This is a genomic window from Bdellovibrio sp. HAGR004 (assembly GCF_055397015.1).
The window spans coordinates 2,150,337-2,171,119 of record NZ_AP029176.1 but is presented as its reverse complement, the minus strand read 5'-3'; the positions used below and the strand labels follow the sequence as shown (position 1 = coordinate 2,171,119).

The window sequence follows — 20,783 nt, the reverse complement described above, 5'->3', positions numbered from 1 at the left end:
GCGGGCACAGGATTTTCTTTAAAAAAAAGCCCCGTTTAAGAACGGGGCTTTTTGTTTAAGACTCAGTGTTCAGTTCCGGGAAGGATTTCACCAGATCATCCAGGGCCTTCATCTGTTGCAGGAATGGCTCCACTTTCGCAAGGGGAAGGGCGGAAGGTCCATCACACTTGGCTTTATCCGGTTCAGGATGGCTTTCAATAAATAGGCCCGCCAGGCCGACGGCCAGACCCGCACGGGACAGTTCTGCCACTTGGCCACGACGACCGCCGGAAGCTGCTCCAAATGGATCACGGCATTGCAAAGCATGGGTCGCATCCAGAATCACCGGACTTCCTTTGGAAACCTTTTTCATGATGTTAAAGCCCAGCATGTCCACAACCAGATTGTCATAACCAAAGTTGGTGCCGCGATCGCAAAGAATCACTTGGTCGTTACCGCATTCCTGGATCTTTTCGACGATGTTACCCATTTGACCGGGGCTCAGGAATTGTGGCTTTTTGACGTTGATCACAGAGCCGGTGCGAGCCATGGCCTCAACCAGATCTGTCTGGCGTGCCAGGAATGCAGGAAGCTGGATCACATCGACCACTTCCGCTACAGGTTTGGCCTGATAGATTTCGTGAACGTCGGTGATAATTTTCACGCCAAAGGTTTTCTTCAGTTCAGCAAAAATCTTAAGACCTTCTTCCATGCCCGGACCGCGATAGGAGTGGATGGAGGAACGATTGGCTTTGTCGAAAGAGGATTTAAAGACGTAGGGGATTTTCAGTTTGTCTGTCACTTTGACGAAGTGTTCACAGACCTGCATGGCCAGATCGCGGGACTCCAGAACATTCAGTCCGGCAAAAAGCACGAAAGGTTTGTCGTTGGCGATCTCAATATTTCCGATTTTGACTGTTTTGTTTTGCATAGGACCATCCGTTTCAATGCCAAAGAGAATAGCACCGTTCTGCGCAATTTGACATGGAATTTTGTGGGCGTTCCTGTGCAGCGCCACTGGGCTTTTGTGAGGGACAAGAGCTTATTGGCAAAAACAGGCACAGCGGTCTTTTCAAGGGGCCTGGGATGGTTTTTCCTAGTTGAAGGAGGCAGACATGGCCGCGAGTATTTGGAAGGGTTCCATCAGTTTTGGTCTTTTGAATATTCCCGTCACCTTGCAAAGCGCGCAGAGCGAAAAAGAGGTTCACTTTTCTTTGCTCGACAAGAAAGACATGTCGCGTATTAAGTACATGAAGGTCAGTGCCAAGACCGGGCAGGAAGTACCCAGCGATCGTATCGTGAAGGGGTACGAGTATCAATCCGGCCGCTATGTGATTCTGACCGAGGCAGAACTGAAGAAAGCCAATATCAAGGCCACCCAGACTATTGATATTGAGGACTTCGTGCTGCTTGAAGAGGTTGATCCCATTTTCTTTGATCGACCCTACTACCTGGCGCCACAAAAGGGCGCGGAAAAAGGCTATTTCCTGTTGCGGGATGCCTTGCAGGAAACCAAGAAAGTGGCTGTTGCCAAGCTGGTGATCCGAATCAAACAACATCTGGCTCTGATCATGGCCCGGGGGCCCTATCTGGTGCTGGAACTTTTGCGATTTTCTCATGAAGTAAAAAGCGAAAAACAAGTGCATTTTTTGAACGCCAGCATGAAGAAGCGCTCTTACAGTCCAAAGGAGCTGAAGATGGCCGAGGATCTGGTCGATGGCATGACGTCGAAGTGGAATCCTGATCAGTATCGCGACACGTATTATCAGGATGTGATGAAAACAATTCAACGCAAAGTGCGCGGAGGCAAAGGTCACAAGGTGGTCGAAGGCAAGGTTGAGAAAATTCAAACCACGGACAATGTTATTGATCTGATGCCGCTTCTGCAGAAGAGTCTGCAGGCAAGCAAAAAGGTCCGACGTAAACCTCGATTGCGGGCTTAGTCATGTCACTTCGTACTTACCACCAGAAACGCGACCTAAGAAAAACGTCCGAACCAAAGGGGAAAAAGCGTCCCACTCAAACGTTGTCCCCGTTGATGTTTGTGGTTCAGGAACATCATGCCTCGCATTTGCACTATGATTTTCGCCTGGAATGGGGCGGGGTTTTGAAAAGCTGGGCTATTCCCAGGGGGCCTTCCTTGGATCCGCATCTGAAAAGACTGGCGGTGGAAGTTGAAGATCATCCTCTGGAATACGGAAGCTTTGAGGGGAAAATCCCTGAAGGAGAATACGGCGCAGGAGAGGTTTATATTTGGGATACCGGAATCTGGATTCCAAAATCCTCTCCGGCGGAGGGGCTAAAAAAGGGGCATCTGGAGTTTGAACTCAAAGGGCATCGCCTGAAGGGGGCGTGGGATTTGATTCGCACAAACTTGAAAGGTAAAAGCCCGCAGTGGCTTTTGGTCAAACGCGAAGACCCCTTTGCCAAACCTGGAGATGAGGCTTCGGTGACAGGTGACAAGGCCTCTGCGCATCCCCGGCGCCGAGCCAGGAAGCTCGGCTTCGTGAAACCCATGTTGGCCCTGCTGGTGGACCGGCCGCCGCAAGGTTCTCAGTGGCTGCATGAGATAAAATGGGATGGATACCGTATTCAGGCGCATCTTGATGGGCGCAGTGTTCATCTGTTCACCCGGGCCGGGAACGATTGGGCTGGTAAGATGCCGTCGTTGCTTCGGGAGCTTTCCCGCGTCAGTGTGCGGTCCGCGGTGTTTGATGGCGAAGTGGTTGTGCTGGATAAAAAAGGGCGCAGTCATTTTCAAAGTCTGCAGAATTATTTTGAATCGAATCCATCGCAGAAGCTGACTTACATGCTCTTTGATCTTTTGATGCTCAACGGAGAAGACCTGCGCGAGCATCCTCTGAAGGAGCGCCGGCAAAAACTGCGGCAAATTTTAAAAGGACACCGGGGACTGTTGCGTTTGAGTCCGGAGCTTAAGGATGTCGGTTCCAGGCGTTGGTCCCAGTTGCAAAGACAGGGCATCGAGGGGGTGGTTTCCAAAAAACTGGAAAGCACTTACATTTCCGGACGCAAGGGCGAGTGGGTGAAAAGTAAGTTTTTAAATCGTCAGGAGTTTGTGATTGGCGGCTATACCCTGGGGCGTGGCAGTCGATCTGAGTTTGGTTCGTTGCTTCTGGGGGCTTACGAGAAAGGCCAACTGCGGTTTGTGGGCAAGGTGGGAACAGGTTTTGATCAGAATAAAATGACCTCGCTCTTGCGCCAGTTGAAAAGAATCAAGACCCGAAACAATCCCTTTCAATCCGGAGATCCGCCCCGAAAAGACGCGATATGGGTTCGACCTCAACTGCTGGCTGAAGTGAGCTTTGCCAACTGGACTCACGGATTGCATCTGCGGGCTCCGGTCTTTGTGGATTTAAGAAAGGACAAGCCTGCTCCGGAGGTGACATCAGACTCCCTGCTTCTGACGAATCCGGATAAGATACTTTATCCTGTCGAAGGAATAACCAAACTTCAGGTGGCGGAATACTACATTGCAATGGCTGAACGTCTGCATCCTTATATTGATAACCGTCTGCTGGCGGTGCTTCGGTGTCCCGACGGTGCTGAGGGAAAGTGCTTCTTTCAAAAACATCTGAAGTCGGGCGCTGAAGCGGTGGCTGTTTTGGAAAAGGACTCGGCCTTGTATGTCACCGATGTGCGAGGGTTGTTGGAGCTGGTGCAGATGGGAGCGTATGAAATTCATGCCCGTAACTGTCGTGCAGAGTCTCCGGCCCGGCCGGATCAGTTTGTGTTGGATCTGGATCCTGGCGAGGGAGTTCCTTGGAGAGATGTGGTCGCCACCGCCTTGATGATACGAAAGGATTTGCGAACTTTGGGGCTGCGCAGTTTTGTCAAACTCAGCGGAGGCAAAGGGTTGCATATTCATGTTCCGTTTCAGTCAGGCCCCGGCTGGGACGAAGTCAAAAATTTCACCCGAGAACTGGTGTTGTTGTGGGAACGTCGTCTTCCGGAAAAACTAGTCAGCAAGATGACCAAGAAGGTGCGTCAGGGAAAGATTTTTATAGATTACTTTCGCAACTCCCGCGGATCCACCAGTGTTCTGCCGTATTCGTTGCGGGCTCGAGAAAAAAGCTCTGTGGCCTGGCCGGTGAACTGGAGGCAGTTGGCGAAGTATAAAGCCGGGGATGCGGTCAGTCTGACCAGGGCGTTGCAGCTTTTGAAGACCGGCAGGGACCCTTGGAAGAATTATTTTTCCCGGGTCCCGATCCTGCCAATTAAGAAGTTTAGAAGTGCTTCTTAACCGTGTCGCAAACGTATTGAAGTTCTTCTTGAGTGATGTAAGCAAAGCAAGGAAGGTTCAACACAGCCTGGGAAATGTGGTGAGCATTGCCGTTGTCGATTTTGCCAGCCAGATGGCCTGCAGAACCGGACTGGTGGCTCATGGCGCCCGGATAGATGGTGCCAAAGCCCACATTGGCTTTTTTCAAGGACTCAATCAAAGACCCACGCAAGGAAGGCTCAATCATCGCCACGGCACAGTAACCATTTTCTTTGATGTTGGCTTTTGCGCGCACGGGCTTCAAGGGAAGACCTTGCAGGGACTCTTCGTAGAACTTAACTGCATTCATGCGGCTTTGAATACGGGCATCAATGTGTTTCAAGGACATGTTCAGGAACAGGGATTCGTAAGCACCAATGCGAGAATTCCAGCCGATCATTCCGTGAGAGTAGTGATCCGTTCTGCCATGGTTGATCAGAGTGCGGCAGTTTTTGGCGTATTCATCGTTGGAAGTGAAGATGGCACCCGCATCACCCGAAGCGCCCAGTACTTTTGCCGGATAGAAACTGGTCGTAGAAATCAAAGCAGTGCCCAGAATAGATTGGCCGTCGATTTCAGTGCCAAAGCATTGTGCGCCGTCTTCAATCAAAAGTACGCCGGCTTCCTTGGCGAATTTACGGATTTCCAAAGTGTCTGCAGAAGCCCAGCCGTACAGGTGAACCATCACCGCTGCTTTGGGTTTGAATTGGTCAACGGCTTGTTTGAAGGTGGCCAGATCCCAGTGGCAGGTTTCGCGATTTACGTCCACTGTCACAGGGTTTGCGCCCACGTTTACAACGGCTTCAAAGGTCGCCCAGAAAGTCATGTCGGGAACAAGAACCTTGTCGTTTTTGTTCACGCCCACCGCGCGCAAAGCGATCTGGATGGCATCGGTTCCGTTAGCACAGCCGATAGCGTGTTTGGATTTTGTGTACTTGGCAAGATTGGCTTCCATCTCAGCCACGATCGGGCCACCGACGAATTGTGTTTTGTCGAAAAGATTTGCAACGCCGTTCAGGAATTCGTCGCGGAAGCCAGGTTCAAAACGATTTAGTGTGATAAATGGAACTTGTTGGATGCTCATAATATCTCTCTCGAAGAAAGTGTTTAGTCGATGAGGAAATTATCCAATAGGTCATGACAAGTTGCAACTGTACGAAAAGTTTGTTTGCCGTGCATCCAAGGACTGTATCTTTTTTTACGTAGTTTGTGGTGCTTTCTTGCAACACACTTTGTGATTCGAGCTGGACTCTGGTCCTCGGGGATAAAGCACTCGCGATCACGAGTGCTTTAAACCGTTGTCAGTCCCAGGTGCGCCCATCGGGCATGATTTGCATATCCCGGCGCATCTGCTCTTCGCGTTGTCTTTGTTCGTTCATCTGTCTGCGGTATTCCTTGAGGATTCGCTCCTGGCGGCGTTCGATGTCGTTTTGGCCCTCCAGCAAAGAACTCTGAGACGTGCGTGGAGGAGGACCGGCAGGACGCCGTTCTTGCGGACCTCGGGGTTGTGCCTGAAGATGACTTAAAGGCACCAACAGAGCCGCAGTGAGTATGATCAAGCTGAGTTTCATATTGCCCCCTTTGAGCTTTTAATTAGTGTCTGCTCTTGTTGACCAGATACGCCGTCAACGCTCCAATGCCGGCGATGCCCACCGCTCCCAGAATGACCTGATAAGGGTGTTGGATGGCGTAGTCTTTGCCGCTGCTATACAACGACGCGGCCCGGGATTGGATAGTTGAGGATGCAGCTGAGGAAGGGTTTTTCTGTTTGGGTGTGCCAAAGTAGGTGGGCACATTTTCTCGAGAGTTGGCCATGGGGTCCTCCTTTTTCTTTTGGTCTCATTGTCGCTCTGTCAAAGCGTAAAGCCTATGCCTGGTTTTTGATGTTGTTAGAGACCACAAACGAACTGGGACCTTGGTAGGTCCCGATCTCTACTTTCGTTTGAAGTGCAGGTCGTTATGTATGTCTTTCACCCCGGCGCACCGGGCGACCTGCTCTTCAATAAAGCGTTTCATCTTTCGTGACGGAACCTCACCGCGCAGGGTGACTTCGCCGTTGAGCACCACCACTTCCACATCGGCGGTATGGAGTTCGGCTTCCAGATTCAGTTTGTCGTGCAGTTCGTTTTCCAGAAGACGGTCGCTCTTTTTCTCATCCTTGGAAGAGGTCGAAACAAATCGCGCATCTTCAAAGGCTGGTCGATAACTTTCAGCACAGCCGGGTTTTTCCTGGCGCAGCCTAGCCACGTCAAGTTCGCTGGAGCATAGCTCCTTCTGTGAATCCGTGTCGTAATAGCAGTGAATGCTCTTTTCCTGCGTCGGTCTTTTGTTCTTAAATCGCGGAGTCGCGTTCTTTGCGGGTTTCATGTTCGGTCCTTTCCTCGGTGGCGGGCTCCGAAGGTTGGGGTTGGGGGGATGCTTTGGGAACGGCGCTCCTCAAGCCGGAGATCGCCGGTCCATTAAGAACTTCGCCGGTGCAACTGAAGCGTGAACCATGGCAGGGGCAGTCCCAGGTTTTTTCTGCCGCATTCCAGTGGACGATGCCCCCCAGGTGCGGGCAAACCGCGCTCATGGTGTAGGTTCTGTTTTGTTTGTCGGTGTATATGGCAAAGGTACGGGCCCCCTGATGCAACAGGTGACCTTCGCCGGGCTGGCTGGTGCTGTTTTTCAACTCCCGTCGCAGGTGAATGCGATCTTTGTATTGCACCAGGGCGTTCATGTTGTCGCGCAGAGCTTTTCCCAGGCTGCGCATACGAAAACGCGACGGCGAATATATATCGGTCCAGTCATTGGGTGTTTCCTGGATCAGATCGCGCAGAATCATGGCGCTCAGGGCGCCGTGGGTCAGGCCGTGGCCCGAGTCGGCACAGGCGATATAGGTGTTGCGATCGCCGGGATTTTTTCCAATGTAAGCCAGTCCATCCAGAGGCTCGATGATTTGTCCCGACCACTGAAGGGTCATCGGTCCTGAAATCCCCAGATTGAAAAGCGCCCAGTCATGTAAAGTTTCAAAGATGCTTTCTGGATGATCCTCTTGGCCGACGCGATGATCTTCGCCGCCGATCAGCAGAAGATCCACCCCCTCCTTGAAGTCCGGGACTTTGCGAAGGTAATGGTAGGGTTTGGTCGTGTCCCACATCAGAATATCAGGGAAGCTGTCGCTGGGCACCTCGATGCCAATCACATAGCTGCGGAAGGCTTTTTCCTTGCTGTGGATTTGAACCCGATCGTTCACGGGGACGTTGGTGGCAACGACGATCTTTTTGGCATAGACACAGTATCCTGCCGTGGTCTTTGCATAGGTCAGGGGGGTGTCTTTAAACTCAATTGCCGGAGACTCCGTGTAGATCTCTCCACCCATTTTCTGGATGGCCTGGATCAGTCCCAGAACATATTTCTGACTGTGGATGCGGGCCTGACGTGGAAAGCGCAAGGCCGGTCCGAAGTCGGCGAAGTGTGCCGGAGAAACCTGCAGCTCCACATCGTGAAGCCCCAGTCTGCGCGCGGCTTGAGCTTCCTGCTTAAGATATTCTTTGTTGGTCTCAGGGCTTAAGTACAAATACCCATCCAGTCGTCTGAAGTCGCAGTGGATGCTCTCTTCCTGAATGATTTTTTCTATCAGGTCGATGGCATCCGAGTGACTGGCCACAGCTTTTCTGGCCGCCTCTTCGCCCAGGGATTCGATCAGGTTTGACAGCCCCTCGTCCAGAATGTTGGACAAGTGCCCGCTGGTGCGGGAGGTTTCATTGTTGCCCAGGGTGTCCCTCTCTAAGATCACCACCTTGAAGCCGTTTTTCAGAAGCAGATAGGCGGTGGTCAGGCCGCTGATGCCGGCGCCGACAATGCAGACGTCTGTGGAGCAGTCTTTGCGCAGGGGCGTACACGGCGGCAGGGGTTGAGACTGCCAGTATGAGGGATTAATTTGGTGATGAGACTGCATGGGAGATCTCCTTTCTCCAGACATAAATTGTATGTCCGCCTATAAAAACAATCAGTGTCGAGTAGTAGACCCACGCAAGCAGCACGACGATCGAGCCTGCGGCGCCATAAGCCGACGTGATAGAACTGCTTCCCAGGTAAAGGCCGACAAGCTCCTTGCCGACGACAAATAAAACGGCGGTGATGACTCCGGCATAGGTGGCGTCCCGCACAGGAAAGCGAGGGACGGGAAGAAAGTGAAAGATGCCAGTGAAAAGGACGATGTAAAGAAGCAGGGAAAAGGCGATATTCAGCAGGAACGCCCCTTTTCCGTCGTTGATCAGTCCGATGCGCACGATGGTGTTTAAAATTGTAGAGACGATCAGCGACACCATCATCGCAAAGATAAAAGCAAAGGCCAGTCCGATGTGGAACAGGCGATTTTTAAGATAGGCCAGGGTGGCCTTCAGGATGCTGAGATCCTCGGGCTCTTCTTTGTTTCCCATGATCAGGGTCAGAGCCGAGCGCATTTCCCCAAATATCAAACCGGAAGACAGGATCAATGTGACGCTGCCGACAATTCCTGCCATGGAAATAAGGTCGGTTCTTTCTTTGGCGTTTTGCACGACCGCTTCAACCGCACCCGCCGCCACGGGGCCGACAAGGTTGTTCACCTCGCGCAGGAAGGCTTGTTGCAGTTCCAGGCCGATCTTGGAAACCAGAGTCAGAGAGATCATGATCAAGGGCGCTAATGAAAAACAGGTGTAAAAGGCCACCGATGCCGCCCAAGTCATGGTGTGGCATTCAGTGAACCTGTCTGCAAAGGTGACTACGAAATTTTTCGCTTTCGCCATGAAAGACCTCATTCTTATTATTCAGTCCTTCAAACGTCGGTGAAAGGTAAAAGTCCGTGCAAAAATACACCGTTTTACTGCTGGCGGAGCGTGAGTTTTCCTCTAACATAATATTGGAACAGGACCAGGGACGCTCCGGGTCTTTCCCTTTTGCCTTTTCAGTCCAGTTGGACTAGATTCGCTGTTTGATCAGGTCGATAATTGTCGACAAACAGGGATTTTTAGAGGGACTGAGATGAGAAGAGAGTTTTACGCAGCCTTTGTCGTCTGCTTGATTATGAACTTGGTTTTTTATTTGTATTGGCCGCCGGGACTGTATTCTTTGTTCTTCTTTGTTCCGTTCTTCCTTTTGGGCTTCCGCGACATTGTTCAAAAACGTCATGCGATCAAATCCAACTTCCCTGTGTTTGGGCATTTCCGTTATATTCTGGAATCCATCCGACCTGAAATAAATCAATACTTTATCGAATCCAACACCGACGGCAAACCCTTCAGCCGCGAACAGCGTTCCGTGGTGTATCAGCGTGCAAAAAAGGTTCTTGATACCGTTCCTTTTGGAACTCAGCATAACGTGTACGAACAAGGGTATGAGTTCGTCACGCACTCACTTTACCCTAAACACGTGGATCGCAAAGAGCTGCGTGTGACTGTGGGAAGCGATCTTTGTAAACAGCCTTACTCCATGTCCCTGCTGAACATTTCTGCGATGAGCTTTGGATCCCTGTCCAAAGCCAGCATTCTGGCTTTAAACGGAGGCGCCAAAGACGGGAACTTTGCCCATAATACGGGCGAAGGGGGGATTTCGCCTTACCACCTTGAGCCGGGTGGGGACTTGATCTGGCAGATCGGTACGGGGTACTTCGGTTGCCGCACCCACGATGGTGATTTTGATCCGGAACTTTTCAAGAAAAATGCAAGTCATCCCCAGGTCAAGATGATTGAGCTGAAGCTGTCCCAAGGGGCGAAGCCGGGCCACGGGGGAATGCTTTCAGGTAAAAAGGTGACCCAGGAAATCGCCGATATCCGTAACGTGCCTTTGGGGAAAGACGTGATCTCGCCGCCGGGCCACAAAGCGTTCTCGGACTCTCACGGCATGTTGGATTTTGTGACTCAGCTGCGCGATCTTTCCGGTGGAAAACCGGTGGGCATCAAGTTGTGTCTGGGGCATCGTCATGAATTCGAAGAGCTTGTGAATCTGATGGTGGCTGAAAACCGTTACCCTGACTTTATCGTGGTGGATGGGGCTGAGGGCGGAACCGGAGCGGCTCCGCTGGAGTTCACCAATTACATCGGGATGCCGGGGATGGATGCCCTGGTGATCGTGGTCGACACACTGAAAAAAGCCGGCCTGAAGGATAAAATCAAAGTGATTGCCACCGGAAAAATCACCACGGCTTTTGATATCATCAAGTTACTGTGTATCGGGGCGGATGCGACTTATGCTGCGCGCTCGATGTTGCTGGCTTTAGGTTGTATCCAGGCCCTTCGCTGCAACAACAACAAGTGCCCGACAGGTGTGGCGACACAGGACCCGGCGCTGGTGAAGGGGTTGCACATCCCAACCAAGCGAGTGCGTGTTAAAAACTTCCATCAGGAAACTTTGGAAACAGTTGCACACATGATCGGAGCCATGGGGGTTGCTCACCACTCGGAGCTGGATCGTTCTTTGTTGCACAAACGTGTTGAAGAGGACCGTATCGCGACTTACGCCCAATTGTATCCGGGTCTGTAGACGTCTTAGCGGAATCTGCATTAAAAAAAGGAGAAGCTTCAGGCTTCTCCTTTTTTATTGCAAAATGCCGGAGGGGCTTACATGCACTTGAATTTCATCTCAACGTTATAGCCTTTACCCAGGACGCCATCAGCCACAGCTCCACCCAGGCCCACGATGCCGCCGACGTTGGATTCATTTTTCCCACCCATCACATAAGTGGTGCCGCCCAGAATTTTTGCCGCCGTGCTGGCTTTTTTTGCCATCTTATAATCTTTTTCGTCCAGATCACCCTGGTACTGAGAATTTTCGTTCACGAAAGCAGCAGTCATATTGCGCTCCTTGCAGAAGCTGTTGGCTTGACGAATGGCTTCGCGGGAACCTGCTTCTTTATCGTCAGTGGCAATGACCACGCGGTGAACACCATCGGCTCCGGCACGAACATCCGGATGATGTGCGCAAGCGGCGACGAACAGGGTGGCAACAGAGATAAGACCCAAACGAAGATACGTATGATTCATAATATTTCCTTTTGTGTTGAACAGCATCGAGTATAGAAAATCTCGAAAAAGCTGTGCAGTCCAGAATATTTCACAGGCTCAGCAGCAGCGCGCCTAAGCCGATTGTGCAGGCTCCGATGAGCTGAGTCCGGGATAAAGATTCTTTCAGGAAGAAAGAAAACACCACCGCAAAAAAGATCGAAGAATTTCTGAGTGAGATGGCAAAGCCTGGTGCTGAGATTCTTAAGCCGTACAAGAAAATCAAAAAGGAGGCTGTGGCAAAGGTTCCCGTGATCAAAACGCGGCAGGGGTGCGTTCGGAGTGTGCCTAAGACACGCTCTATCGGCCCCGTGCGAATTCCAAATAACAAAAATGGCAAGGACACCACCATGGCGACGAGAAACAGTGGCATGGGTTCGGCTTTCTGACTGAGAGCTTCGTGGTAGCAAAGGTGGTAGCCCGCGATAAACAAGGCGCTTAAGAAGGACCAGATATCGCTCCGAAGACCTGCAACTCCGCTTTGTCGCAGGTCTTGGAAGTTAATCGTCAGAATTCCGGTTAAAACCAGGACTGCCCCCATGATTTGTACAAGGCTGGCCTGTTCTCCCAGAAACAGACTGGAATAAGCCCACACTAGCACCATGGCTCCGCCGCGCATAATGGCATAGGACTTCCCCAGGCCGGAAGTGCGCAGGGCTTTGGAAAGAGTCAGAAAATAAAGCCCCTCAAACACCCCTGACAGAACTGCGATCGCCAAGATCTGTGGGGCCGGGAACTGAAGCTTCTGCCCGGAAATAAACATGGAGGAGGCGGTCAGGAGCCCGCTGAGAAGGATTGTGAGAAAAAGAAAGCTTTCCTTGTCTTTGGAGGCTTTGGCCAGCGCGTTCCAGGCGGCATGAAGCAGGGCAGAGAGTAAAAGCAACAAGGGTCCGAGAGTCATGGATCTGTTTTAGACCCATTCCGGGGAAAAGCACCAGAAAAAAGCTGCCGTGGTGCAACAGACTATGGTATCACGGCCACCTATGAAATTAACGGATTTGGACTTCACTTTTCCAGAGGAGCTCATCGCCACAGCTCCGCAGCGGCCTTCCCGTGTGATGTGGGTGGCGGCCGGTGCTGCTGAGCCCGAAGAAATCACTATTCAGGATCTTTTGGCGCGCATCCCGGCGGGCGATGTGTTGGTGGTGAACAACACGCGCGTGCTGAAACGCCGCGTGTTTTCCGGCGATGTTGAAATTCTTTTTCTGAAGCAGTTGAACGCGACCGACTGGGAAGTTTTGTTCCCGTCCAAGAAGTTCAAGGTCGGGGCAAGTCTGGAGCTGCCTTTGGGCGTGCAGATGACTTTGCTTGAAAAAGGCCGCCCGCAAAAAGTCGCTTTAAGTCAGGAAGTCAGCGAAGACTACTTCCAGAAAGTGGCGGAATTGCCGCTGCCTCCGTACATTCAAAAAGCCCGGGAACAGCGTCATACGGTGGATGCGGATGAGTCCTGGTATCAGACGGCCTGGAATAAAACTCCTGGCAGTTTTGCGGCTCCCACTGCCAGTTTGCATTTTACCCAGAACGATATTCAGGCTCTGGTGGAGCGAGGTGTGCAGGTGGTGGAAGTCACGTTGCACGTGGGGCTGGGGACCTTCCTGCCCGTCACGGCCGAGGATCTGAATGATCATGATATGCACGAAGAATATGTCGAGGTTTCTGCCGCCACCTGGGATGTTGTGCAAAAGGCAAAGGCGCAGGGTCGTCATGTATGGTCTTTGGGCACCACCACAACACGTTCATTGGAGAGCGCTGCCTTGGGGTTGCTGGGGCCGGCATCCGCGGAAGGCTATAAAGGTTTTACCAAGCTTTTGATCCAGCCTGGGTATGAGTTTAAGGTGGTGGACGGTCTTTTGACGAACTTCCATCAGCCGCAGTCCACTTTGGTGGCACTGGTGGCGGGATTTGCCTCTTTGGACCGAGTAAAAGCTTGCTATCAATGGGCCATTGAGCGAAAGTTCCGGCTCTTTTCCTATGGCGATTTGACGGTATGGACTTCTCCGTCGATCGATAAAGTTTGGAAATAATGATGAAGGATGAAGTTATGTTGGACGGAAGTAAGACAAGCGTGGGTGCAAACAGCACTTCGACAGATGCAACAATGAGTCTTGGTGAATTCAAGGTTCACGCCACCGATGGGAATGCCCGTCGTGCGACGTTGATGACGGCGCACGGCCCGGTGCAAACGCCGGTGTTTATGGCTGTGGGGACCAAAGCCACGGTCAAGGCGATGACGCCGGAAGAACTGAAAGAATGCGGCACTCAGGTTGTTTTGGGGAACACCTATCACTTGCACTTGCGTCCTGGTGAAAAGACCATCGCGCGCATGGGGGGCCTGCATAAGTTCATGAACTGGCATGGTCCGATCCTGACAGACTCTGGTGGCTTCCAGGTGTTTTCTTTGTCCCAGCTTCGCAATATGACCGAAGAAGGTGTGGAATTCCGTTCGCATTTGGATGGGGCGAAGCACTTTATTTCCCCGGAAAAGAGCATGGAGATCCAAATGGATCTGGGCTCTGACATCATCATGGCCTTTGATGAATGTTTGAAGTATCCGGCGACCGATGAAGAGATTGAAAAATCCATGGCTTTGACTTACCGCTGGTTGTTGCGCTCCAAAGCGGCAATGACTCGCAAAGAAAGTTTGCTGTTCGGGATTGTGCAGGGGGGATTGAGCCTGAAGCATCGCCTGAAGAGCATGGAGCAGATCTGCTCTGTGGATTTGCCTGGGTATGCGCTGGGCGGATTTAGCGTTGGCGAGCCGATGCACCTGATGCATGCGTTGTTGCCTGAAGTGGCACCGAAGATGCCGGCCAATAAGCCGCGTTATTTGATGGGTGTGGGGACTCCGACGGATCTGATCATTGCGATTGATTCAGGTATTGATATGTTCGACTGCGTCATGCCTACAAGAGTGGCACGTAACGGGACTATCTACACTTGGAACGGCAAGGTCAGCATCAAGCGCAGCGAGTACAAAGAAGATCCATCACCGCTGGATCCGGAATGCGATTGTTACACTTGTAAGAACTATACCAAGTCTTACCTGCGTCACATGTTTATGAGTGGAGAAATCCTAGGGTCTCGCCTGAACACCATTCACAATATTCATTTCTATATGAAGGTGATGGAAAAGGCGCGCGAAGCCATCGCGGAAGGACGCTGGGCAGAGTATAGAGACTTCTGCTTAACACGCTTCGCCAAGAAAGACTCTTAAGCGGCGGCAGCCGGCAGTGCTGGAGCGCCTGCGGCGCGGAAGCTGGAGCAGTTTGTGGGGGACACGCCTTCTCAGCGGGAAGTCCCTCCGCCTCGCATTCGAACCTTTTTGAACGAGTTACTACTAAAGTATTGATTCTTCCCAAGAATAATGCTGAATTTTAACGTCAGCTTGAAATGAAAGTTTATGGAGGAATCAATGTTATACGGACTTCTAGTATCCACAGCTCATGCCCAAACAGCAGCTTCTGGCGGCGGTCAGCCCTCAGCATTTGAAATGTTTGTGCCGTTCATCTTTATCTTTGTTATCTTCTATTTTCTTATCATTCGCCCTCAATCCAAGCGCCAGAAAGAACACCAAAAGTTCTTGAATGAAATCAAAAGAGGCGACGAGGTTGTTACTTCCTCTGGTATTTTGGGGCGTGTGGAAGGCATCAACGATCAGTTTGTGACTTTGGAAATTGCAGACGGCGTGAAAGTTAAAATGCTTCGCAGCCAAATCGCGACATCTCAGAAAGCAGCAACTCAAGAGGAAAAGAAATAATGGAAGGTCTTCGCTGGAGAACGTTTGTAGCAGTGCTGGGCGTAGCCGCATCTATCGTGTGGGTACTACCGAACTTGGTTAATCTGGACAAGGTGTCCTGGTGGCCATCTAAGCAAAAATTGAATTACGGTCTGGATATCCAGGGGGGTTTGCACCTTGTAATGGGTGTCGATGTTGACGGTGTGGTGAAAGAATCCACAACTCGTTTGATCGCTTCCATGAAGTCTGAGTTGACCAAAGATACGGTACCTTTCACAGATATTAAGTCTGAAAAGCCTGAAACAGGATCTGTCGAGATCGTGGTTGCCAATGCGGCTGACAAAGCCAAAGTTGAAAAATTCCTGGCTGATAAGTATTCCACTGTTCTTCAAGTGGTTGGTACGACAGACACAGGTGTGACGGCTCGTTACTTCGACAGCTATCTGAATGACTATAAAAATCGCGTGATTCAGCAGTCTATCGAAACAATCCGTAACCGTATTGATGAGTTCGGTGTGGCAGAGCCTTCTATTTCTCAACAAGGTGCCAATCGTATCTTGATTCAGCTTCCGGGTATGGCGGATGCGGAAAAAGCCAAACAGTTGATCAATACAACTGCGAAACTTGATTTCATGATCGTTTCCACTGAGCTGAGCTCGCAACAGCTTCAGGTGATGGTTGCTGAAGCTGAAAAAGCGGGCAACTTCAACATGGAAAACACCAAGTACTCTGATTATGTGACTCGTATCAACGAAGCGTTGAAGGGCAAACTTCCTGAAAAAACGGTTGTGTACTTCGAAAAGGCTCCGAATGCGACCACGATCGATGCGGGTGCAATTCCTTATCTGCTAAGAACAGACACGGATCTGGGTGGCGGAGCCTTGGATGACGCGTTTGTGGGGTATGATCAGTATGGTTCTCCGCAGGTATCCTTGCAGTTCAATACTGCGGGTGCTGCGAAGTTTGCGGATCTGACCGGTAACAACGTTGGTAAGCAAATGGCGATTGTTCTGGATAAAATCGTAAAATCCGCACCAAGCATCCGTGATCGTATCGCGGGTGGTTCTGCGGTGATCACTTTGGGTGGTGGCCGTGACCGTAACGGAATGATGGACGAGGCAAAAATGATCTCGACCTCTCTTCGTGCCGGTGCTTTGCCAGCTTCTTTGGAGCAGCTTGAAGAGCGTCGTGTGGGTCCTACTTTGGGGGCTGATGCGATTGATAAAGCGAAGTTGGGTTCCTACGTGGGTGCCGCGATCATCATTTTGTTCATGATGATTTACTACAAGTCCATGGGTGTTGTGGCTTCTGTGGCTTTGGGATTGAATATCTTGGGTATCTTCGCCTTGTTGACAACATTTGGTGCGACTCTGACATTGCCGGGTATTGCGGGTATCGCTTTGACCGTCGGCTTTGCGGTTGACGCCAACGTGCTGATCAATGAACGGATCCGCGAGGAATTGCGACTGGGTCACAGTATCAAGGTTGCGGTTCAGGAAGGTTATCACCGTGCGATGTCAGCGATCATCGATGCCAACGTGACGACAGCGGCAACAGCCGTGGTTCTTTTGTACTTCGGTACAGGTCCAGTGCGTGGTTTCGCTGTGACATTGTTGATCGGTATCGTCACGTCCATGTTCGCGAACGTGTTCGTGTCCAAAGTGATCGTGGATACTATGGTGAATAAATTCAACTTCAAGAAGTTGTCGGTTTAGTAGGTGAGTATGGCTAACAATAAAACAGAATCTTTTGGCCGTTTTGATTTCGTAGGTAAGGCTTGGTTCTTCGGTGGGGTCTCTTTGATCCTGGTGATCGCTTCTTTGATTTATCTGGCGGTTCACGGGATCAGCTATGGTATTGACTTTAAGGGTGGTACCGAGATCCAGGTTAAGTTTGACCAGGGTGTGACAATTGATCAGGTTCGTGACTCTGTCGCGGGCTTGGATTTGGGTGAAGTGGGCGTTCAGTCCTTCGGTGAAGGCAATGAGTTCATCATCCGCTTCCAGGGTCGTGAAGGTAAGACGGATAAGGAAACCAATGAAATTCTGAATGCGGATCTTGCGAAGGTTCGCACTATTATTTCTGAAAAGTTTGTGGCTTCCAACCCGGATGTGCGCCGTATCGACACCGTGGGACCTCAAGTGGGTGCCGAGTTGAAGCGTAATGGTTTGCTAGCGGTTTTCTATTGCTTGCTGGTGATCTTGATCTACGTGGCTCTTCGCTTCGATTACAAGTTCGCTCCGGGTGCGGTTCTGTGCTTGTTCCACGATGCGGTGATCACTTTGGCGGTCTTCGTTCTTGTGGGTAAAGAAGTTAACGTGTCTATTTTGGCTGCGATCATGACGCTGATTGGTTTCTCTCTGAATGACACCATCGTCGTGTTTGACCGTATTCGTGAGATCGATACAAGAAGCCACGATAAAGGTTTCAAGTTCGTGATCAACAAGTCCATCAACGAAATGTTGGTGCGTACTTTGATTACGTCCGGAACCACCTTTATTTCCGCTTTGTGTTTGTACATCTTTGCGGATGGAACGGTTGAAGATATCGCCTTCGCTATCTGCGTGGGTATCTTCTTCGGTACTTACTCCTCTATCTATGTGGCAGCTCCTTTCGTTCTTTTGATGGATAAATTCCAGTTCAAAAAAGCCAAAGCTGCATAAGGGATTTTGATGAACCCTTTGTGGACGCTGCGAGAATCTGAGATTCAACCCAAGGTCCCCTCGAAAGTCGAGGGGCAGTGGCCCGAACTCATTGGAAAGGTTCTTGCGGCGCGAGGGTTCGCGTCCTCTTCAGAAGTTGAAAAACTTCTTTTCCCCAAGCTCGCTGATTTGAAAGATCCTCTTGTCTTAAAGGGGATGTCTCAAGCTCTTGAGCGTCTGGGTAGTGCCTACCTGAATAAAGAAAAAATCTGCATCTATGCTGACTTTGATCTGGACGGAACGTCGGGATTGGCGCTGCTTAAGACGGGTATGCTCGCGTTGGGTTTTCCGGATGTCTTGCACTATCAACCCAAGCGTCTGGCGGAAGGTTACGGTTTCCATGCTCATGCAGTGGAAGAACTGCACAAGCAGGGGGTGAGTTTGATCATCACCGTGGACGTGGGCATTACCGCTCATGCGGCGATTGATAAAGCCAATGAGCTGGGCGTGGATGTCATCCTGACAGACCATCACTTGCCAGCAGAGACCATTCCCAATGCCTTCGTCGTTGTGAATCCCAATCAGGGCGACTGTCCTTCGGGATTGGGTTATCTGTGCGGGGCTGGGGTGGCGTTCTATCTGGTGCGAGGCCTTAAACGATACTTCCATGATCATCCGCAACTGCCTAAAAACAATTGGGATTTAAAAGAAGTTCTGGATTACTTTACCATTGGGACTTTGACGGACATGGTGCCGCTTGTAGATGACAACCGTGTGTTGGTCAAACACGGCTTGGTAAAGTTGGCTGAAACCAAAAGGGCCGGACTTCGAGCACTTCTTGAAGAATTAGATCTGATCAATCGCCCCCTAACCAGTCAGGATGTGGCGATTCGTTTTGCGCCGAAACTGAATGCTCTTTCTCGTATGGAATCCGGGATTCTTCCTATTGATATATTCTTGTTGGAAGATCCAAGCCAAGCCCGCGATATGGTTCGACAAGTCATGAAGAACAACTCCACCCGGGTGCAGCTTCAAGGGGATGCCGAGGCAGAAGCTCAAGAAATGCTTAAAGACTGGCCTCACCAGGATTTCGTCTTTGTGGCTTCGAAAAACTTCCATCGTGGGGTTTTGGGTTTGATCGCGACCAAGCTGACCCAAGTGTATAATAAACCAGCCTTTGTCGGGTCTGTGGGTGATGACGGCATGATCGTCGGCAGTGCCAGACTTCCGCAGGGTCAGGAAGCCTGTCTGGTTGAAGCGATGTCTTCGGCTCAAGAGTTGCTCAGTCGTTTTGGTGGGCATTCGGCAGCGGCCGGATTTGAAGTGGCCGAGTCCCGTGTGGCTGGTTTTATCGGCAGGCTTGCGGATCATTTCGCAGACTTGCGTGAAAAGCCGAAGCCTTTGGAAATCTTCTATGACGTCGAGGCGGGATTAAGCGAAGTCAGTGAAAGTCTGATGAAGTGGTATGACTTCGTGGGTCCGTTTGGCGCGGGCTTTTCGATTCCATTGATTCATTTTTCTAATATTCAGGTTTTGTCCAAACGTGAGCTTAAGGGTGGGCATCTTCGGTTGAAGATTGCCGACGCGGATGGGGGAGCTTCGGCGGAGGCTTTGTTGTTCACTCCGACCCCTAGACAATTGGCTTCTTTGACTGTGGTTCCCGGCTTTTACCATGTTTTGGGTGAGCTTCAGTGGAACTATTTTGCGGGACAAAAAACAGTACAGATTCTTATTCGTGATTTAAAGGCAGCGACATGAAAAAAACAAAAAAGGTCGTAGTGCTTTTGTCGGCGGGCCTGGACTCGACGGTGAATGCCTACGAGGCGATGAAGCATCATCATGAAATCGTTTTGGCTTTGACCTTTAACTATGGCCAGCGAGCGGCTCAGAAAGAAATCGAGCACTCTGCGAAAATTGCCCGGCATCTGGGGGTTCCTCATAAAGTGGTCGAGCTTCCCTGGTTTAAGGATTTCAATAAGTCGTCGTTGCTGGTGGAAAGTCAGGAAGTTCCAACCGGAGCTGCGGTTGAAATTGATAATTTACAGAAATCAGAGGAAACGGCAAAGTCCGTGTGGGTGCCTAACCGCAATGGAATTTTTTTGAACATTGCCGCCGCTTACGCTGAGGCGCTGGGGGCGGACGCGGTGATTCCGGGATTCAACGCTGAAGAGGCTGCGACCTTCCCGGATAATTCCCGCGAGTTCTTGGAGCAGGCAACCAAGGCTTTGCATTATTCCACCTCCAATCATGTGACGGTGGGATGTTATACGGCTCACCTGACAAAGCCTGCGATTGTCCGTTTAGGGCAGGGGTTGAGAATCCCATGGGAGCTGATCTGGCCGTGTTATTTCTCGGGCGAAAAGTGGTGTGGCCAGTGTGAGTCCTGCCTGCGCTCCAAGCGTGCGTTTGCTTCTGCGAATATTGATGTGAAACATCTTTTTAAGGAGCCCTAGTGGAAACCCATTTCATTGAAAAGAAATTTGCCTACGATGGTTCTCAACTTCGTTCCTTGTTCGCGTATCTGGATCATGGGGTGCTGGGACCTTCGATTGTGTCCTGGGTGGGGCCGTGCTCGATTCCGTTCAGCCATATGGTGGATGGGGAAGATCTTTTGGCCAACGCCGTGATTCAGGGTGATGAAATGCTTCATTTCATTATCGAGGTCTTTGATCGGGATTTGTTCTCGGGTGTTTCGTTGCAGCGGTTGTTTGCGGCGATTGCGAAAGACTATGTGCAGGCTCACGGCAAAGGTCTTTTGGCAGGGAAGGAGCTGCATCGTTCGGGTGATGATATTTATCTGGACGAGAAAAAACTGAGCATCAGCATTGCCACCAAGTCCCCGGTATCGGTGATGGTGCACTTTGCGATGAACGTCACCAATAAAGGCACACCGGTGGAAACCCTGTGCTTCGAGGATCTTCAACTAGACCCACGCAGAGTGGCCGAAGACCTGATGACTCATTTCAAAAAGGAATTTATCTCCATCGTCACCGCCACCCAAAAAGTCCGCCCCGTACCTTAAAAGGTGCCTGGTTGTTTTTTCTGGCTACGTCGCATCAGGTGACGTTTTGGTTATAAAAAAAAAGCCCACAGTGCTTGTGCATGTGGGCTTTTTTAGTTTTTAT

Annotated in this window: 20 protein-coding genes; 11 read left to right on the top strand and 9 right to left on the bottom strand. The window is 50.8% G+C overall.

The window, feature by feature from the left end; all coding sequences use genetic code 11:
- Nucleotides 1–55 precede the first annotated feature (55 nt).
- Complete coding sequence (gene kdsA / locus ACZ5ZV_RS10955) at nt 56–910, bottom strand: 3-deoxy-8-phosphooctulonate synthase (protein ID WP_464117057.1); 855 nt, start codon at nt 908–910, stop codon at nt 56–58.
- Nucleotides 911–1,094: 184 nt separating this feature from the next.
- Here kdsA and ku point away from each other — a divergent pair, with 184 nt between their 5' ends.
- Together ku and ligD are read left to right on the top strand one after the other, a co-directional pair.
- The gene (gene ku / locus ACZ5ZV_RS10950) at nt 1,095–1,922 is read left to right on the top strand and encodes a non-homologous end joining protein Ku (RefSeq protein ID WP_464117056.1); all 828 of its coding nucleotides are present in this window, start codon (nt 1,095–1,097) and stop codon (nt 1,920–1,922) included.
- 2 nt (nt 1,923–1,924) lie between these two features.
- Nucleotides 1,925–4,240, top strand: a complete 2,316-nt coding sequence (ligD, locus tag ACZ5ZV_RS10945; RefSeq protein WP_464117055.1) for a DNA ligase D — start codon at nt 1,925–1,927, stop codon at nt 4,238–4,240.
- Here the strand turns inward: ligD and ACZ5ZV_RS10940 are convergent.
- The 6 genes from ACZ5ZV_RS10940 to ACZ5ZV_RS10915 form a co-directional block, all read right to left on the bottom strand.
- The gene (locus ACZ5ZV_RS10940) at nt 4,224–5,342 is read right to left on the bottom strand and encodes a DegT/DnrJ/EryC1/StrS family aminotransferase (RefSeq protein ID WP_464117054.1); all 1,119 of its coding nucleotides are present in this window, start codon (nt 5,340–5,342) and stop codon (nt 4,224–4,226) included. The two genes, ligD and ACZ5ZV_RS10940, sit on opposite strands and share 17 nt — an antisense overlap.
- A gap of 217 nt (nt 5,343–5,559) precedes the next feature.
- Nucleotides 5,560–5,829 carry a hypothetical protein gene (locus tag ACZ5ZV_RS10935; RefSeq protein ID WP_464117053.1) on the bottom strand — a complete coding sequence of 90 codons (270 nt, stop codon included), beginning with the start codon at nt 5,827–5,829 and terminating at the stop codon, nt 5,560–5,562.
- A gap of 22 nt (nt 5,830–5,851) precedes the next feature.
- Nucleotides 5,852–6,073 carry a hypothetical protein gene (locus ACZ5ZV_RS10930; protein ID WP_464117052.1) on the bottom strand — a complete coding sequence of 74 codons (222 nt, stop codon included), beginning with the start codon at nt 6,071–6,073 and terminating at the stop codon, nt 5,852–5,854.
- Between the two features lie 117 nt (nt 6,074–6,190).
- Nucleotides 6,191–6,625: a BON domain-containing protein gene (locus ACZ5ZV_RS10925; RefSeq protein WP_464117051.1), complete on the bottom strand. Its 435-nt coding sequence runs from the start codon at nt 6,623–6,625 to the stop codon at nt 6,191–6,193.
- Complete coding sequence (locus tag ACZ5ZV_RS10920; protein WP_464117050.1) at nt 6,591–8,198, bottom strand: FAD-dependent oxidoreductase; 1,608 nt, start codon at nt 8,196–8,198, stop codon at nt 6,591–6,593. The genes ACZ5ZV_RS10925 and ACZ5ZV_RS10920 overlap by 35 nt, the downstream gene beginning before the upstream one ends.
- On the bottom strand, nt 8,176–9,030 hold the full coding sequence (locus ACZ5ZV_RS10915; RefSeq protein ID WP_464117049.1) for a YihY/virulence factor BrkB family protein: 855 nt from the start codon (nt 9,028–9,030) through the stop codon (nt 8,176–8,178). The genes ACZ5ZV_RS10920 and ACZ5ZV_RS10915 overlap by 23 nt, the downstream gene beginning before the upstream one ends.
- Nucleotides 9,031–9,265: 235 nt before the next feature.
- Here ACZ5ZV_RS10915 and ACZ5ZV_RS10910 point away from each other — a divergent pair, with 235 nt between their 5' ends.
- Nucleotides 9,266–10,762 carry an FMN-binding glutamate synthase family protein gene (locus tag ACZ5ZV_RS10910; RefSeq protein ID WP_464117048.1) on the top strand — a complete coding sequence of 499 codons (1,497 nt, stop codon included), beginning with the start codon at nt 9,266–9,268 and terminating at the stop codon, nt 10,760–10,762.
- Between the two features lie 77 nt (nt 10,763–10,839).
- On the opposite strand, the gene ACZ5ZV_RS10905 is transcribed toward ACZ5ZV_RS10910, so the two are convergent.
- Together ACZ5ZV_RS10905 and ACZ5ZV_RS10900 are read right to left on the bottom strand one after the other, a co-directional pair.
- Complete coding sequence (locus ACZ5ZV_RS10905) at nt 10,840–11,262, bottom strand: hypothetical protein (protein WP_464117047.1); 423 nt, start codon at nt 11,260–11,262, stop codon at nt 10,840–10,842.
- A gap of 70 nt (nt 11,263–11,332) precedes the next feature.
- Nucleotides 11,333–12,163, bottom strand: a complete 831-nt coding sequence (locus ACZ5ZV_RS10900; protein WP_464117046.1) for an EamA family transporter — start codon at nt 12,161–12,163, stop codon at nt 11,333–11,335.
- A gap of 100 nt (nt 12,164–12,263) precedes the next feature.
- Between ACZ5ZV_RS10900 and queA the strand changes: the two genes are divergently transcribed.
- The 8 genes from queA to ACZ5ZV_RS10860 all read left to right on the top strand — a co-directional run bounded on the left by queA (nt 12,264) and on the right by ACZ5ZV_RS10860 (nt 20,680).
- Entirely contained in the window at nt 12,264–13,304 is a 1,041-nt protein-coding gene (gene queA / locus ACZ5ZV_RS10895) for a tRNA preQ1(34) S-adenosylmethionine ribosyltransferase-isomerase QueA (protein WP_464117045.1), read from the top strand.
- A gap of 17 nt (nt 13,305–13,321) precedes the next feature.
- Nucleotides 13,322–14,494 carry a tRNA guanosine(34) transglycosylase Tgt gene (tgt, locus tag ACZ5ZV_RS10890; RefSeq protein WP_464117044.1) on the top strand — a complete coding sequence of 391 codons (1,173 nt, stop codon included), beginning with the start codon at nt 13,322–13,324 and terminating at the stop codon, nt 14,492–14,494.
- A 198-nt stretch (nt 14,495–14,692) separates the two neighbouring features.
- Complete coding sequence (yajC, locus tag ACZ5ZV_RS10885) at nt 14,693–15,037, top strand: preprotein translocase subunit YajC (protein ID WP_464117043.1); 345 nt, start codon at nt 14,693–14,695, stop codon at nt 15,035–15,037.
- Complete coding sequence (secD, locus tag ACZ5ZV_RS10880; RefSeq protein ID WP_464117042.1) at nt 15,037–16,731, top strand: protein translocase subunit SecD; 1,695 nt, start codon at nt 15,037–15,039, stop codon at nt 16,729–16,731. Before yajC ends, secD begins: the two co-directional genes overlap by 1 nt.
- A 9-nt stretch (nt 16,732–16,740) precedes the next feature.
- Nucleotides 16,741–17,679: a protein translocase subunit SecF gene (gene secF / locus ACZ5ZV_RS10875; protein WP_464117041.1), complete on the top strand. Its 939-nt coding sequence runs from the start codon at nt 16,741–16,743 to the stop codon at nt 17,677–17,679.
- A gap of 9 nt (nt 17,680–17,688) precedes the next feature.
- A complete protein-coding gene (recJ, locus tag ACZ5ZV_RS10870; protein WP_464117040.1) occupies nt 17,689–19,416 on the top strand; it encodes a single-stranded-DNA-specific exonuclease RecJ in 1,728 nt (575 codons plus the stop codon).
- Nucleotides 19,413–20,111 (top strand): 7-cyano-7-deazaguanine synthase QueC, encoded by a 699-nt coding sequence (queC, locus tag ACZ5ZV_RS10865; RefSeq protein WP_464117039.1) that lies wholly within the window; start codon nt 19,413–19,415, stop codon nt 20,109–20,111. Before recJ ends, queC begins: the two co-directional genes overlap by 4 nt.
- The gene (locus ACZ5ZV_RS10860) at nt 20,111–20,680 is read left to right on the top strand and encodes a DUF366 family protein (RefSeq protein ID WP_464117038.1); all 570 of its coding nucleotides are present in this window, start codon (nt 20,111–20,113) and stop codon (nt 20,678–20,680) included. Before queC ends, ACZ5ZV_RS10860 begins: the two co-directional genes overlap by 1 nt.
- Nucleotides 20,681–20,783 lie beyond the last annotated feature (103 nt).

Coding starts and splice junctions, on each gene's coding strand:
- kdsA (WP_464117057.1), bottom strand. CDS start 910: ATGCAAAACAAAACAGTCAAAATCGGAAATATTGAGATCGCCAACGAC.
- ku (WP_464117056.1), top strand. CDS start 1,095: ATGGCCGCGAGTATTTGGAAGGGTTCCATCAGTTTTGGTCTTTTGAAT.
- ligD (WP_464117055.1), top strand. CDS start 1,925: ATGTCACTTCGTACTTACCACCAGAAACGCGACCTAAGAAAAACGTCC.
- ACZ5ZV_RS10940 (WP_464117054.1), bottom strand. CDS start 5,342: ATGAGCATCCAACAAGTTCCATTTATCACACTAAATCGTTTTGAACCT.
- ACZ5ZV_RS10935 (WP_464117053.1), bottom strand. CDS start 5,829: ATGAAACTCAGCTTGATCATACTCACTGCGGCTCTGTTGGTGCCTTTA.
- ACZ5ZV_RS10930 (WP_464117052.1), bottom strand. CDS start 6,073: ATGGCCAACTCTCGAGAAAATGTGCCCACCTACTTTGGCACACCCAAA.
- ACZ5ZV_RS10925 (WP_464117051.1), bottom strand. CDS start 6,625: ATGAAACCCGCAAAGAACGCGACTCCGCGATTTAAGAACAAAAGACCG.
- ACZ5ZV_RS10920 (WP_464117050.1), bottom strand. CDS start 8,198: ATGCAGTCTCATCACCAAATTAATCCCTCATACTGGCAGTCTCAACCC.
- ACZ5ZV_RS10915 (WP_464117049.1), bottom strand. CDS start 9,030: ATGGCGAAAGCGAAAAATTTCGTAGTCACCTTTGCAGACAGGTTCACT.
- ACZ5ZV_RS10910 (WP_464117048.1), top strand. CDS start 9,266: ATGAGAAGAGAGTTTTACGCAGCCTTTGTCGTCTGCTTGATTATGAAC.
- ACZ5ZV_RS10905 (WP_464117047.1), bottom strand. CDS start 11,262: ATGAATCATACGTATCTTCGTTTGGGTCTTATCTCTGTTGCCACCCTG.
- queA (WP_464117045.1), top strand. CDS start 12,264: ATGAAATTAACGGATTTGGACTTCACTTTTCCAGAGGAGCTCATCGCC.
- tgt (WP_464117044.1), top strand. CDS start 13,322: ATGTTGGACGGAAGTAAGACAAGCGTGGGTGCAAACAGCACTTCGACA.
- yajC (WP_464117043.1), top strand. CDS start 14,693: ATGTTATACGGACTTCTAGTATCCACAGCTCATGCCCAAACAGCAGCT.
- secD (WP_464117042.1), top strand. CDS start 15,037: ATGGAAGGTCTTCGCTGGAGAACGTTTGTAGCAGTGCTGGGCGTAGCC.
- secF (WP_464117041.1), top strand. CDS start 16,741: ATGGCTAACAATAAAACAGAATCTTTTGGCCGTTTTGATTTCGTAGGT.
- recJ (WP_464117040.1), top strand. CDS start 17,689: ATGAACCCTTTGTGGACGCTGCGAGAATCTGAGATTCAACCCAAGGTC.
- queC (WP_464117039.1), top strand. CDS start 19,413: ATGAAAAAAACAAAAAAGGTCGTAGTGCTTTTGTCGGCGGGCCTGGAC.